Origin of the sequence: Oceanimonas aquatica, from assembly GCF_030732065.1 — a bacterium.
GTDB lineage: Bacteria > Pseudomonadota > Gammaproteobacteria > Enterobacterales > Aeromonadaceae > Oceanimonas.
This window is the reverse complement of record NZ_JAVBHX010000004.1, coordinates 171,161-185,849: the sequence shown is the minus strand read 5'-3', so window position 1 is coordinate 185,849 and position 14,689 is coordinate 171,161. Positions and strand designations below refer to the sequence as shown.

Sequence of the window (14,689 nt, the reverse complement as noted above, 5' to 3'; positions counted from 1 at the left end):
CGGTGTCTCCCTTAAATGGCTTCCAGATCCCGCTCGCCGGTGCGAATGCGCACCGTCTGCAGCAGGTCGTAAACGAAGATCTTGCCATCGCCGATTTTGCCGGTGCCGGCGGCCTCGGTAATGGTTTCAATCACCCGCTCCACGTCTTCACTCTGAGCGGCGATTTCCAGCTTGATCTTGGGCAGAAAATCCACCTGATATTCGGCTCCACGATAGAGCTCGGTGTGCCCTTTCTGCCGGCCGAAACCTTTTACTTCACTGACCGTCATGCCATCGATGCCCATGCCGGCCAGGGCCGAGCGAACATCGTCGAGCTTGAAAGGTTTGATAATGGCGCAAATCATTTTCATGGTGAGCTCCTCGCGCAGCCAATTTAAGTCACTCTATGCATTACAAGCATCGTGCCAGTTTTTTATTTGCTTATATTCAATGACTTACATGCGAGCGCATGGATGCAGGCGCAACCAAAATGTTATGCTGGTGCAATTAACAGGCGGCAAGCACCAAAACGGTGCGAAGGAAATCATCATGCTGGAAGTATCGGCCCGGGTGCAGATCCCGGACAGCGAGCTGGAGTTTATGACCATGCGGGCCGGCGGCCCGGGCGGTCAGCACGTCAACAAGACCGACTCGGCAGTGCAGCTGCGCTTTGACTACGCCGGCAGCCCCAGCCTGCCCGCGGTATACAAGGAAGCGCTGGCCAACATGAAGGATCACCGGGTGCTGGCCAGCGGCCTGATCTTAATCAGAGTGGAAAGCGAGCGCAGTCAGCTGATGAACAAGGAGGCCGCCAAGGAAGCGCTGATCGCTCTGCTGCAAAAGGCCGGCAAACCGGTGAAGGTGCGCCGCCCCACCAAGCCCAGCAAATCCGCCAGGGCCAAACGCACCGACAGCAAGACCCACAGGGGCAAGATCAAGAGCGGACGGGGGAAGGTGAAGTTTTAAATTAAACCTGCCGTCATTCCCGCGCAGTGAAGAGCCAGAGCCGTCTGCACTGGATTCCCGCCTTCGCGGGAATGACAAAAGTAGCCGGCCTACCGCCCGGTCAGAAAATCACGCCATTGGGTGAGCAGCCGGGCCAGATCGTCCAGGCCGCAGCCGGCGTAATGGGCGTCGTCGTAATAGCTCATGCCCTCTTCCAGCTCACCGTTGTCAAAGGCCAGGCCATGGCCAACAAGCTCGGCTTCGCCATCGCCGAGGGCCAGGGTAAACTCGGCGTATTCCTTGCGAACTTCGTCCTGCGGCTGAGCGTCCAGCGCAGCGATGGCGTCCAGCAGCCGGCTTGCCTCGGCGGCATCCACCTCGTCGGTCAGCCACTGGCCAAAGGCCTCATGGCCCATGTCGCACCGGGCCCGGCAACGGCCGTCCAGATCACGCAGAAAATCAAATTCCATGGCCGTCCTCCCGGCGAAAAGGCGCTATTCTAGCCGCCGCCCACCCTGGCTCACAAGCACCCGTCCAGCCAGGGCCCGCCACAGCTTGCCGCCGGTTACCCAGAAGGGGCGCAGGATCAGGGTGCTCATGCGCTGGTAACGCTGGTTGTCCTTCTCTCCTACCCCGAACTCCAGCGGCTCGGGGGTGGCCGTGGTCACATAGAGGGTGCCGAACATCCAGTCCCAGACCGACAGGTTGGTGCCATAGTTCAGGCTGAAGTGCCTGGGGTCCTTGCTGTGATGGATCTGATGCTGGGCCGGGCTGTTGATCACATGCTCGATAACAGGTCCGAACGACAGCCACACATGGCTGTGGCGCAGGTTGGCGGCCAGGGAGTTAAACAGCAGCACCAGATAACTGGAGCCAAACAGGGTGTACTTGCTGATTTTGCCGCCACTCAGGTAAAAGAACAGCCCGGCGAACAGCGCCAGCGCCGTCCCCTTGCACAGTTTTTCAATCAGCTTTTCCACGATATGAATGCGGCTGGCGGTGGGCGGCACCATGACGGTGGCGGAATGATGCACCTTGTGAAACTCCCACAGCCAGCGGCCGTGAAAGGCCCTGTGCACCCAGTAATGCACAAAATCCGAGACCAGAAAGGCGCCCAGGCCATAGGCCAGCATCAGGGCCGTGCTCTCCCCCCGCCAGGCCCGCTCTCCCCACCAGTGGGCCAGGGTGCCACTGACGTCACTCGAACGCAGCAGAAAAGGATCCAGCCAGACCAGCACCGGCACCACCAGAGCGGCATGCAGCAACACCCGCAGAAAATAATACTGGTAATCGATAAGGGCAGAGCGGTGAAGCCACACCCGCCGCCCGCCGAGGAAGTGCCCGAAACTGCGGTATTGCCCCTCGTTTCGGCGCCGGTAGAGCACATAAGCCACGGCAAAGGAGATGGCCAGAAACACCACGCCCAGGCGCCCATTAAGATCGAACAGGCCGGTAAAGCGATGCCAGAGCGGCAGCCAGAACTGGCTGTAAAACATATCGGTGAGCGCCGAAAACTGATCCATGGGGCCGTGCCGTCCGTCCGGGCATGAAAAGGGAGTGCAATTCTAAAAGAAAGTCAGTCTCAGTTCCATTTTGTCTTTGGATATTGATTTTCGAGTCAGGCGAACAGAATTCACACAAAACGTGAACACATTTTACACCATTCTTGCATACATAAACTGGCCGGACCGTCCCATATCCAGTATCCTATGCGCCCTTCAGCGGCCCGGTTTTCGAACCGGCTCGCCAAAAATAACCATAACAATGACAACACCCGTAGCAACACACCGGAAAAAATATGTCTAACCACACGCAGCAATCTTCGCACCAGAGCGATCTGGTGTACCGGCTTCATGACAAGCCGCCGTTTATGCAGTCTCTGTTCGCCGCCATTCAGCATCTGCTGGCCCTGTTCGTGGCCGTGATCACGCCGCCGCTGATCATCTGTCAGACCCTGGGCATTCCCGCCGCCGACACCGCCCATATCATCAGCATGTCGCTGTTTATCACCGGTGTGGCGTCCTTCATTCAGATGAAGCGGGTCGGCCCCATCGGCACCGGTTTGTTGTCCATTCAGGGCACCAGCTTTAACTTTCTCGGTCCCATCATCGCCAGTGGCCTGGCCATGAAGGACGGTGGCGTGACCACCGAAGCCATGCTGGCGGCCATTTTTGGTACCGCCCTGCTGGCCGCCCCCACCGAGATGATCATCTCCCGCTTTCTGCATCTGGCCCGGCGCGTGATTTCGCCTCTGGTGAGCGGCATTATCGTCACCCTGATCGGCCTGACCCTTATTCAACTGGGCCTGACCTCCATCGGCGGCGGTTTTGGCGCCATGGCCGCGGGTGAGTTCGGCTCCCTGGAAAACCTGGCTCTGGCCGGTACCGTGCTCGGCATCATTATCATCATGAACCGCAGCCGTAATCCCTATATTCGCCTGTCCTCCATTCTGGTGGCCATGGTTGCCGGCACCCTGCTGGCCTGGCAGATGGGCAAACTGGCCCCGCTGTCCGACAGCCTGCCCACCGTGGCCCTGCCCATTCCCATGCAGTATGGTCTGGGCTTTGACGCTTCTCTGTTCATTCCGCTGGTGCTGGTATACGTGATCACCTCGCTGGAAGCCATTGGCGATACCACCGCCACCTCGGAAGTGTCCGGCGAGCCGGTCTCCGGCCCGGTGTACATGAAGCGCCTCAAGGGCTGCGTGCTGGGCGATGGCGTGAATTCCTCACTGGCCTCGGTTTTCAACACCTTTCCGGTGTCCACCTTCAGTCAGAACAACGGCGTGATCCAGATGACCGGCGTGGCCAGCCGCCACGTGGGCTTCTTCGTGGCCGGCATTCTGGTGATCATGGGCCTGTTCCCGGCCATCAGCACCCTGGTGCAGCGCATTCCCGAGCCGGTACTGGGTGGTGCCACCCTGGTGATGTTCGGCTCCATCGCCGCCGCCGGTGTGCGTATTCTGTCCCGGGAAAAACTGGACCGTCGTGCCCTGTTCATCATCGCCATCTCCTTTGGCATGGGCCTGGGCATTTCCCAGAAGCCGGACATTCTGCAGTTTATGCCCGACATCATTAAGAACGTGTTTGCCTCCGGCATCTCCGCCGGCGGTATCACTGCCATAGTGATGAACATCATCATGCCGATGAGCAAGCCCGAGACCGACGAAGCCGCCGAACAACAGCAGGCCGAACAGGCCGGCTAATCTCGCGATATTCTCTGCTCAAAGGGCCGGCTTATGCCGGCCCTTTTTATTCCCGCTCCCCACTTGAACAGTGCTACAGCGCCCAGCGGCGCAGCAGGTTGTGATAGACCCCGGTGAGCTGAATGCTGGCCTCATTATCGGCACCCAGTTGCTGATTGATGTTCTGAATGCCGGTATCCAGATCGAACAGCAGGCTGCGCTGACCGTCGTCCCGCACCATGCTCTGAATCCAGAAAAAGGAGCTGATGCGCGCGCCGCGCGTCACCGGCAGCACCTTGTGCAAGCTGGAGGACGGATACAAAATCAGGTCTCCCGCCGGCAGCTTGACGCTGTGGGCGCCATAGGTGTCTTCCACCACCAGCTCGCCGCCGTCGTATTCGTCCGGCTCGCAGAAAAACAGCGTGGCGGAGAGATCGGTACGCAGGCGCTCCCCCGTGACCTTGCTGGTGCGAATGGCATTGTCCACGTGAATGCCAAAGGATTGACCGCCCTGATAGCAGTTGAACAGCGGCGGAAATATTTTCTCCGGCAGCGCCGCCGCCACAAACAGCGGATGACGGGATAACGCCTCGGTTATCATCTTGCCGATAATATTGGCTGTGTCGCTGTCTTCGGGCAGTTGCAGATTGTTCTTGGCCCGGGCCGACTGAAAGCCGGCGGTGGCATTGCCGTTTATCCAGTCGGCGGCCAGCAGCCGCTCGCGGCACTCGGCCACCTGCTCGGCGCTGAGTACGCCGGGAATATGCAGCATCATGATGACATTCTCTTTTACGTGATAATGAATAAAGCCCCGTGAGGGGCTTTCATTTAACGGATCATTGGAGCACAGGCGGCTCGCCTGCATCAGCGCCCACCGGGTCGCTCGAGAGTTGCCGCTTCGCGGCAAATTGCGGGCGGGCCGCCCGCGCTCCATTGAATCAGAACCGGTAGTTGGCGGACAGTACGGCAGAGCGGCCGTCCCCCAGTTCCACGGCGGAGCTGCGGTCATCAAGTCCGGGGCGGCCACGCACCCGCTCCACGTAGTCCTCGTCAAACAGGTTGTTGACGTTCAGCTGCAGGCTGAAGGCGTCGGTCACCTGATAGGACGCCATGGCATTGTGGACCCAGTAGCTGTCGATCTTGGCATCCACATCGGACGCCACGTAGCGAGAGCCCACATAACGGGCGCCGTAGCCCAGCTCCACTCCCGGCATCAGCTCATAGGTGGTCCACAGGTTGGCGCTGTTGCGCGGCGTGTTGCCCAGCGGGTTACCTTCGGCTGAACGGCCACCTTCTTGTGGCTTGGCCACAGACTTCAGGGTTTCGCTGTCGAGCAGGGTGTAGTTGGCAAACACCTTCCACTCGTCGGTCAACACGCCGGTCAGGCCCAGCTCCATACCCTGCACCCGCTGCTCACCGGCCAGCTCCAGCTCATCGTCGGCATTGGTCTCGCGGGCGTTGGTCTTGTCGACCCGGAACAGGGCGCCGTCCAGTCCCAGCCGACCGTTCATCAGCTCCCACTTGGTACCCAGCTCCCAGGTTTCGTTCTTCTCGGGCTTCAGGTTTTCGGCACCGTTACCACGCGGCAGACCACCGGAGGTGGCCAGCGCCTCGGCAGAGGGGTTAAAGGAGGTGCCGTAGGCCAGGTAGACCCGGCCGTTATCGGCGGGCTTGAACACGATACCGGCACGGCCACTGAACATTTGATCACTGGTGGAGGTGGTTTCACCACTGTCCTTGTCGGTGGTTTCACCGGAGATCCAGTCATGACGCAGGCCCAGGCTCAGATCCCACTGCGAGTGCAGTGTCACGGTATCAAACACATACAGAGCGCGGGTATCCAGCTCGGCTTCTTTGCCGCCACGGGGGGTAACGGTAACAGGCCCGGTCCATACGCCCGGCGGGTTAGCAAGGCTGTAGCCATTCTCAGGATAAGCACTAGTGCCCTGACCAAGGTTATAGTTGCTAGAGGTCAGATCATAGGTTTCCCGGGAGATCTCCGCCCCCACCAGCATATCGTGCTTCAAGGCGCCGGTGTCGAATTCAACTGCCAGACCGGTCTGATTAATCCACATGTCGGTTTGGGCATCACGGCGGTAGGCCTGAGGTCCTGCTGGCAAATACTGCCCATCAGGAAGAAAATTCCCCTTATCGACCTCGAACTCACCTGAGCCGGCCGGCTCTTCTTTCCTTTTGAATCTACTGATATGAGACGCAGACACCGTTGTGTCTCTGTCCACCCGGCTGTAGCGGGTCTGGTTTTCAATGCGGGCGGTATCGCTCAGCTCGTGCTCAAGCTTGAGGGTGACGGCATCGGACTGAATCTTTTCTTCATCCAGATTGCGCCAGCCAAAGTAGCTCTCTCTGTCTACGCCGGGCACTACCTTGCCGTCCCGGGCCGGCAGGCCATAGTCGGGCAGGTTGTCGTCCTGCTGGTGGAAGTAGCTCAGGGTGGCCCGGGTTTGCTCGCTCAGACCTATGGTCACGGACGGCGCAATACCAAAACGCTGACGGTCGATATCGTTACGGCCGGGCACGTCGTTTTCGTGAGCCATCAGGTTGATGCGGGCGGCGCTGTTCACACCCACATCCAGCATGGTGTTGGCGTCCAGGGTTACACGGCGATAGTTGTCGGTACCCACACTGGCGCCGATTTCAGCGAAGTCGCGCTGTTTGGGGGCCTTGCTCACCTGGTTGATGGCGCCGCCTGTGGTGCCGGCACCGCCAAACACCGAGTTGGGGCCCTTCAGCACTTCCACCTGCTCAATATTAAAGGTGTCGGTGCGGTTGTTCTGGCTGCTGTCGCGCAGCCCATCGATTTGCATGTTGGCGTTGGCGCTGAAACCGCGAATATTGATCTTGTCGCCGGAGCCGCCGCCGCCCTCGCCCGCGTCAAAAGTGATGCCGGACACATTGGAAAGCACCTGGCGCAGACTCAGGGCCTGCTGCTCTTCCATCACCTCTTTCGGCACCACGGTCACGGTCTGGGGCGTATCCAGCAACGGCTTCACATACTTGTTCGATGCCGACTCCCCGGCCTTGTAGCCCTGCTCGCGGGACTCCTTGACCAGCACGGTATCAAGACGGGTCACGTCCTGCTGGGCATGAGCGGGGACCGCCATACTGGCCACGGCCAGGCCCACCGCCGAGCCGATCATGGTTTTGGGGGGAAGTGCGGATGAGCGAATAAAGGTGCGCACTGACAACTCCTTATGGGTATATTTTTATGAGAATTAAGCACCAAAACAAAAGGCGACTAATTCTCATTTATTGTTTGATTTAGATCAAGGAGCTTATATCTTTTTGTTCGGTTTGCTTCGGTGCTATTCCACAGTTCAGGAATTAAAGAAGGCGGAAAGCGGGCAATAAAAAAGCCAGCCCGAAGGCTGGCTTTGACTCAGACGAGGTTAATTCGTCTTAGATGGCCTGCTGAAAGATCACGGTATCGGCCTTTTCCACGTAGCTGTCCAGCTCGTCGAAGTTCAGGTAACGATAGGTGTCGGCAGCGGTGGCGTTCAGCTCCTCGGCGTATTCCAGGTACTCGGCCACGGTCGGCAGCTTGCCGTGAATGGCGGCCACGGCAGCCAGCTCGGCGGACGCCAGGTAGACGTTGGCGCCCTTGCCCAGACGGTTGGGGAAGTTACGGGTGGAGGTGGACACCACAGTGGTGTTGTCTCCTACCCGCGCCTGGTTACCCATGCACAGGGAGCAGCCCGGAATCTCGATGCGGGCACCCACCCGGCCAAAGATACCGTAGTAGCCTTCGCTGGTGAGCTGATCCTTGTCCATCTTGGTGGGCGGCGCTACCCACAGGCGGGTCGGCAGCTGGCCCTTGAACTTGTCGAGCAGCTTGCCGGCGGCACGGAAGTGACCAATGTTGGTCATGCAGGAGCCGATGAAGATTTCATCGATATTCTCGCCGGTCACCTCGGACAGCAGACGGGCATCGTCGGGATCGTTCGGGGCGCACAGAATGGGCTCCTTGATCTCGCTCATGTCGATTTCCAGCACGTGGGCGTACTCGGCATCGGCATCGGCTTCCATCAGCTCGGGGTTGGCCAGCCACTCTTCCATGCCCTTGATGCGGCGCTCCAGGGTGCGCTTGTCGCCGTAGCCTTCGGCAATCATCCACTTCAGCATCACGATGTTGGAGTTCAGGTACTCGATGATCGGCTCTTTATCCAGCTTGATGGTACAACCGGCGGCGGAGCGCTCGGCGGTGGCATCGGCCAGTTCGAATGCCTGTTCCACCTTCAGCTGGGGCAGACCCTCGATTTCCAGCACACGGCCGGAGAATTCGTTGATCTTGCCTTCCTTGGCCACGGTCAGCAGACCGTTCTGAATGCCGTAGTAAGGAATGGCGTGCACCAGATCCCGCAGGGTGATGCCGGGCTGCATTTCGCCCTTGAAGCGCACCAGCACGGATTCCGGCATGTCCAGCGGCATCACGCCGGTGGCGGCGGCAAAAGCCACCAGGCCGGAGCCCGCCGGGAAGGAGATACCGATGGGGAAACGGGTGTGGGAGTCACCGCCGGTGCCCACGGTATCGGGCAGCAGCATGCGGTTCAGCCAGGAGTGAATAACACCGTCACCCGGGCGCAGAGACACGCCGCCCCGGTTCATGATGAAGTCGGGCAGAGTGTGGTGGGTGGTCACGTCCACCGGCTTGGGATAGGCGGCGGTGTGGCAGAACGACTGCATGGTCAGGTCGGCGGAGAAGCCCAGGCAGGCCAGATCCTTCAGCTCATCCCGGGTCATGGGGCCGGTGGTGTCCTGAGAGCCGACGGTGGTCATCTTGGGCTCGCAGTACTGGTTGGGGCGCACACCCTCAACACCACAGGCCTTGCCCACCATTTTCTGGGCCAGGGTGTAACCCTTGCCGGAGTCGGCGACCGGCGCCGGGCGCTTGAATACTTCGGACGGCGCCATGCCCAGCGCTTCGCGGGCCTTGTCGGTCAGGCCGCGACCGATAATCAGCGGAATACGGCCGCCGGCGCGCACTTCGTCGAGCAGTACGTCGGTCTTCAGCTTGAAGGTGCTGATGACGTCGTCGCTGCCGTGGCGGCAGATCTTGCCCTCGTAGGGATAGATGTCGATCACGTCGCCGGTGTTCAGCTTGGTCACGTCGCACTCGATGGGCAGGGCACCGGCGTCTTCCATGGTGTTGAAGAAGATGGGCGCGATTTTGCTGCCGATGCAGATGCCGCCGGCACGCTTGTTGGGCACGAACGGAATGTCGTCGCCCATGTGCCACAGCACGGAGTTGGTGGCAGACTTGCGGCTGGAGCCGGTGCCGACCACGTCGCCCACGTAGGCCAGCGGATGACCTTTTTCCTTCAGGGCTTCAATGGCCTTGATGGGGCCAACCACGCCGTCTTCGTCGGGCTCGATGCCGGGACGGGCGTTTTTCAGCATGGCCTGGGCGTGCAGCGGAATGTCGGGGCGGGACCAGGCGTCCTGAGCCGGAGACAGGTCATCGGTGTTGGTTTCGCCGGGCACCTTGAATACGGTCATGGTGATCTTGTCGGCCAGGGGCGCGCGCTCCAGGAACCACTCGGCCTCGGCCCAGGACTGCATCACCTGCTTGGCAAAGGCGTTGCCGGCCTTGGCCTTTTCGTCCACGTCGTGGAAGGCGTCAAACATCAGCAGAGTGTGGCTCAGGGCCTTGGCGGCGATGGGCGCCAGGGCGTCCACGTCCAGCAGCTCGACCAGGGGAGCAATGTTGTAACCACCCTGCATGGTGCCCAGCAGCTCGGTGGCCTGCTCGGCAGACACCACCGGCGAGCTCACTTCGCCTTTGGCCACGGCGGCGAGGAAACCGGCTTTTACGTAAGCGGCTTCATCAACACCAGGGGGAATGCGGGTAGACAGGAGTTCGTAGAGGAAGGCTTCTTCGCCGGCGGGCGGGTTCTTGAGTAATTCAACCAGGGCGGCAACTTGCTCTGCATCGAGTGGCTTGGCAACCACTCCCTCTGCGGCACGTTCTTCGACGTGTTTACGATAGGCTTCAAGCACGACTGTATCCTCTTATTATCATTCGCCACCGTGGGCGTAAATGTCCTTGTAGGGGGCCTTGGGCGTCCGTAAGAACGCCGCGAAAGTATATAAGTTTTAACCCCGGATTAAAATCCGGCCCGCCTGTCCTTTGGTCGAATATTTGACTAACGCCATGTTTTGAATAGCATTTCCGTGCTTTTGCCACAAAACCAACGATCAACAAACCGTTAACATCAAAAGCTGAACAGGTTGCCGAAATAGAGGTAAACGCTGCTTTTATCCCCTTCCGCCTGACCAAAGGCCAGATAGAGGGGTCCCCAGTTGGTGTCTACACCAACGAATATGCTGCCGGCGGTGAGCGAGTCGTCCCAGCCCACCTCGGCGCCGGAATTCCACACCCCGCCCCGCTCAAGCGACCCGCCCAGGTACACGGGAGAGCGAAAGGCACCGAAGTCGTTATCGAACCAGCGGTAGTGATACAGCACCCCGGCCAGGCCGCTGTAACGGCCGCTGAGCTGCTCGCTCTGATAACCCGACAGGTTGAACAGGCCCCCCAGGCTACGGGCGAATACCGGCAGCGGCTGCTCGGCGGTGGAGCCCCCCAGCACCAGCTTGCCCACCAGCGTGTGGCGACCGGCATTCCAGGGCCTGAGCCAGTCCAGCTCGTAGTCGAGCCCGGCCACGTTTTCACTGCTGCCCTGTCCGTCCAGCCGGTTGCGGTAATACCCCAGGGTCAGCTCCGCCGCCTCGCCGTGAGTGGGAAAAAACACATTGTCCAGGGTGTCGTGGGTGAAGCGCAGATAGGGGCCGGCCGAGGCCACATCCAGGCTGCCGTCCAGGTTGCGCGCCTCAATGCTGCCGGTAAGCCCCTGCACCCCCAGGGCCAGCTCGCTCCAGGGGTTCAGGTTGTAGCCCAGCTCGCTCAGCCCTCGCCAGGTGGCGTAGTCAAAGTCCAGGGTAGTGAGCCGGCCAAATTGCTCGAAGCTCTCTTCCCCCGGCTCAACAAAAAAGGTGCGCCGGCGTTTTTCATACTCGCCCCTGACCTTCCAGAAAACGTCATAGTCGGTATCCAGCGGGGTGTAGAACTCGGTCGCCACCAGCTTGTTGCTGCCCAGGGTCACCTCGGCCAGCCATTCGCCCCCCAGCATATTGATGTTGGTACGACGAAACTGAGCACCGATCTCGTAACTGGTGCGGCTGGAAAAGTCATCTTCCAGGGCGAACTTGAGATCCACAAAGCCCGGGCCCCAACCCTTTTCCGTGGTCTGCACCGTCAGCACCTGCTCGCCGTCGCGCTCTTCAATGCGGTAACTGACCTGCTCAAAGGCATCCAGGGCATAGAGCCGGCGCACGCCCCGCTCCAGCTCCTCGGTCTGGTGAAACTGGCCGGGCCTGAGCCCCAGCACGTCCCGGATCACCGCCTCGCTCAGGTTGCCGTTGCCTTCCACTTCCACTTCCACCTTGTCCAGGAACACCGCATCGCTGCGCTGCAGCCGGGCGCGCCGATCCAGTTTACGGTTGTGATACTCGGCGTAGTCCCGCTCGCTGATGGCCAGTGCCTGCAGTTGCGGCAACATGGCTTGCGCCGCCGCTTCCCCCCGGCGAATGGCCTCGGGCATGCGGTTGAAATCCCCCACGCCAATGCCAATGATATCGGGGGTGAGCAGCACATCGTCGTCGCTGAGCAGCGCCGTTTGCCGCTCGGTACCAGCCCGGGTCAGGTAGTTAGTGAGCTGGGTGACCATGGCCAGGGCGCTGTCGAGCTCGGCTCTGGGGAGCATGGCATCGCCGATGTCCACGGCGATGACCACGTCGGCGCCCAGCGCTTTCGCTACATCCACCGGCAGGTTGTTGACCACGCCGCCGTCCGCCAGCAGCTTGCCGTTCAGCGCCACCGGCTGCAGCACCCCGGGTACCGACATAGAGGCCTGCATGGCGGTGGCCAGATGACCGCGCTTGAGCACCACAGGCGTCATGGTTTCCATGTCGGTGGCCACCGCCCGGTAGGGAATGGGCAGATAGTCGAAGTTTTTCAGCCGGGGAATGGTGAGGGTACTGCTCCTGAGCAGGGCGCCCAGGGCCTGGCCCTGAAAGAAACCGCCGGGCAGACTGAGCTGCCACTTTTCATCAATGCCAATATCGGTGCGCAGTAAAAATTCGTCGTTCTGGCGCTTGCGCCGAAGCGAGAGTTCGTCCCGGCCCACCTTGTCCTGATAGCCCTGATTCCAGTCCAGGCCCAGCAACTGGCGCTCCAGCTCGTCGGCATCGAGCCCCAGGGCGTACATGCCCGCCACATAGGCGCCCATGCTGGTGCCGGTGACAATATCCACGGGAATGCGGTTGGCTTCCAGCACCCGGATCACCCCCACATGGGCGGCGCCCTTGGCCCCGCCCCCGCTCAGCACCAGGGCCACGCGCGGGCGCTCGGCCTGCGCCGGCAAGGACAACAACAGGGTCAACAGCAGAAGGATGGGGCGCATGGCATGTCACGGCAGCACAAATAATGTCCGCATTGTATGCCGGCGGGCTGGAAATGAGGAGAGGCGGGAGTGCGGGTAAAGACAGGGGCAGACATGGAGGTTGCCGCTTCGCGCCAATATGCGGGCGAGCCGCCCGCACTTCAAAGACATGCAGCCCTCCTCTCCCCTTACCCCTCACAGCGCCTGGCATCACGCCGGCAGCCGGAACCGCCCCACCAGTTGCTGCAGCTCGTTGCCGAGGTCGGCGAGCCGGGCGCTGTTGTCGGCAGCCTCGTCGCTGGCGGCGGCGGAATGTTCGGACAGCTCGCGAATGCTGAATACCGAGCGGTTGATCTCTTCCGCCACCGAGCTTTGCTGTTCGGCGGCGGTGGCGATCTGGCTGTTCATCTGCTGGATCTGCGATACCGCCCGGGCCATGGCCTGAATGGCGTTACCGGTCTCATTGGCGGTGGCCACCGTGTCTTCGGCCATCACGGCGCTGTGATCCATCATGGTCACCGACTCCCGGGCCTTGCCCTGCAACCCTTGTATCATGCCTTCAATCTGGGAAGTCGCCTGCTGAGTGCGTTGAGCCAGGGCCCGCACTTCGTCGGCCACCACCGCAAAGCCCCGGCCATGCTCGCCGGCCCGGGCGGCTTCGATGGCGGCATTGAGCGCCAGCAGGTTGGTCTGCTCGGCCACCCCCTTAATCACATCGAGAATGCCGCCGATGTTGAGGCTTTCGCTTTCCAGTTGCTGAATGACCGCCAGCGAACGGCGCACCTCTTCCGCCAGCTCGCCGATCCGCGCCGTGGTCTGAGTGACCCTGTCATTGCCGGCACCGGCATCGTTATCAGCGGTCTGGGCCGCGCCAAAGGCGGCCTCGGCGTGACGGGCCACCTCCTGCACGGTGGCGGCCATTTCGTTCATGGCGGTGGACACCTGCTCCAGCTCCAGCCGCTGCTGATTGGTGCCACTGCGTCCCTGCTCCGACATGGCCGACAGGCTCTGGGCCGAGGTCGCGATATGGCTGCTGTTGTTGTTGAGCTCGCCCACCAGAGTGCGCAGGTTCCGGGTCATGGTCTGCATGCTGTCCATCAGCCGGCCCAGCTCGTCCTTGCGCTCATGAGTCACATCCTGGGTGAGATCGCCGGTGGCGATGCGATCCGCCTGGGCCACCAGTATCTTGAGCGGATTAACGATCCCCTGAGTGATCAGCCAGGCGAACAGGGCGCCCATCACCAGGGCGGCGACAGTCACCAGCAGGATCAGCATGCCCGACCACTGGCTGACGGTTTCCATGTTCAGCTTCTGGCTGGCCACCAGGGCGGCGCTGCTTTCGGCCATGGTGGTGGTCAGCTCGCCAATGCGCTCCTGTACCGTATCCAGCTCACGCGTCGTTTCGATATAGGCTTTTTGCTGTTCATCAAAGCGGCTGAGCAGCTCATAAAACTCGCGCACATCCCGATCTTCGCCCAGCTTCAGGCGGCTTTCCAGCGTGAGCAGCAGGCCCCGAAGCCGGCTGGCAAGCCGGGTCACCTCGGCCTCAGCACGGCTGATGACGTACTCCTTCTGGCTGAGGCGTATGCCCACCAGGCGTACCAGCCAGCTCATGTAGGCGGGTTCGCCGGCGCTCAGATACTCGGCACGCTGCTGGGCGGCAAAGCCCAGCTGGTTCATGCTGAGCAGCAACTCACCGGCCTTCTCTTCCAGCACGCCAAGCCGCTCCAGCTCCTGCTGGTAGGTTTGGGTTCCGTTGAGCAATTGCCCCAGCCGGGCCCGGTCGTCGGCCTGCTGCAGATCATCCAGCAAACTGCCCGCCAGGCTGCCGGCCCGGGATACCAGGGTTTTGGCCTGCTCCAGCTGTTCGATGTCATGCTGCAACAGGTAGTTTTTCTCGAACTGCCGGGCCTGCTGAAACAACAGATCGATCTGTGCCGCCCGCTCCTGCCGGTCGGCACTGCTCAGTACCTGGTTCAGAGAAAAACCACTGATGGCGGCGATGGCCAGGGTGGTCAGCAACATCATCACAAAGCCCAGGATCAACTTGAACCTGACACTCAGATTGCCGGGGTGAAAGCGCATGTCGTATTCCCTTACGTCACGGTAAAACGTTGAATGTGTG

The 14,689-nt window shown here is 60.9% G+C and carries 10 protein-coding genes; 2 read left to right on the top strand and 8 right to left on the bottom strand.

Translation table 11 applies throughout. The features are described from left to right. Window positions 1-11: 11 nt before the first annotated feature. Window positions 12-350 (bottom strand): P-II family nitrogen regulator, encoded by a 339-nt coding sequence (locus tag Q9290_RS07680; protein ID WP_306079052.1) that lies wholly within the window; start codon window positions 348-350, stop codon window positions 12-14. A gap of 178 nt (window positions 351-528) precedes the next feature. On the opposite strand from Q9290_RS07680, the gene arfB reads away from it, so the two are divergent. After that, entirely contained in the window at window positions 529-945 is a 417-nt protein-coding gene (arfB, locus tag Q9290_RS07675) for an alternative ribosome rescue aminoacyl-tRNA hydrolase ArfB (RefSeq protein ID WP_306079051.1), read from the top strand. Window positions 946-1,034: 89 nt separating this feature from the next. Here the strand turns inward: arfB and Q9290_RS07670 are convergent, their stop codons facing one another. Continuing rightward, a complete protein-coding gene (locus Q9290_RS07670) occupies window positions 1,035-1,394 on the bottom strand; it encodes a YacL family protein (protein ID WP_306079050.1) in 360 nt (119 codons plus the stop codon). Between the two features lie 24 nt (window positions 1,395-1,418). After that, a complete protein-coding gene (locus Q9290_RS07665) occupies window positions 1,419-2,447 on the bottom strand; it encodes a sterol desaturase family protein (protein ID WP_306079049.1) in 1,029 nt (342 codons plus the stop codon). A 275-nt stretch (window positions 2,448-2,722) separates the two neighbouring features. On the opposite strand from Q9290_RS07665, the gene Q9290_RS07660 reads away from it, so the two are divergent. Beyond that, complete coding sequence (locus Q9290_RS07660) at window positions 2,723-4,129, top strand: uracil-xanthine permease family protein (protein ID WP_306079048.1); 1,407 nt, start codon at window positions 2,723-2,725, stop codon at window positions 4,127-4,129. A gap of 73 nt (window positions 4,130-4,202) precedes the next feature. Here the strand turns inward: Q9290_RS07660 and Q9290_RS07655 are convergent, their stop codons facing one another. From Q9290_RS07655 to Q9290_RS07635, 5 genes are all read right to left on the bottom strand, one after another. After that, window positions 4,203-4,973 (bottom strand): Fe2+-dependent dioxygenase, encoded by a 771-nt coding sequence (locus tag Q9290_RS07655; protein WP_306079047.1) that lies wholly within the window; start codon window positions 4,971-4,973, stop codon window positions 4,203-4,205. Window positions 4,974-5,046: 73 nt separating this feature from the next. Further along, a complete protein-coding gene (locus Q9290_RS07650) occupies window positions 5,047-7,308 on the bottom strand; it encodes a TonB-dependent receptor (RefSeq protein WP_306079046.1) in 2,262 nt (753 codons plus the stop codon). A 217-nt stretch (window positions 7,309-7,525) separates the two neighbouring features. Then, complete coding sequence (gene acnB / locus Q9290_RS07645; protein WP_306079045.1) at window positions 7,526-10,123, bottom strand: bifunctional aconitate hydratase 2/2-methylisocitrate dehydratase; 2,598 nt, start codon at window positions 10,121-10,123, stop codon at window positions 7,526-7,528. Window positions 10,124-10,338: 215 nt separating this feature from the next. Then, window positions 10,339-12,585: a patatin-like phospholipase family protein gene (locus Q9290_RS07640; protein WP_306079044.1), complete on the bottom strand. Its 2,247-nt coding sequence runs from the start codon at window positions 12,583-12,585 to the stop codon at window positions 10,339-10,341. 189 nt (window positions 12,586-12,774) lie between these two features. Next, complete coding sequence (locus tag Q9290_RS07635; RefSeq protein WP_306079043.1) at window positions 12,775-14,649, bottom strand: methyl-accepting chemotaxis protein; 1,875 nt, start codon at window positions 14,647-14,649, stop codon at window positions 12,775-12,777. Between the last annotated feature and the right edge of the window lie 40 nt (window positions 14,650-14,689).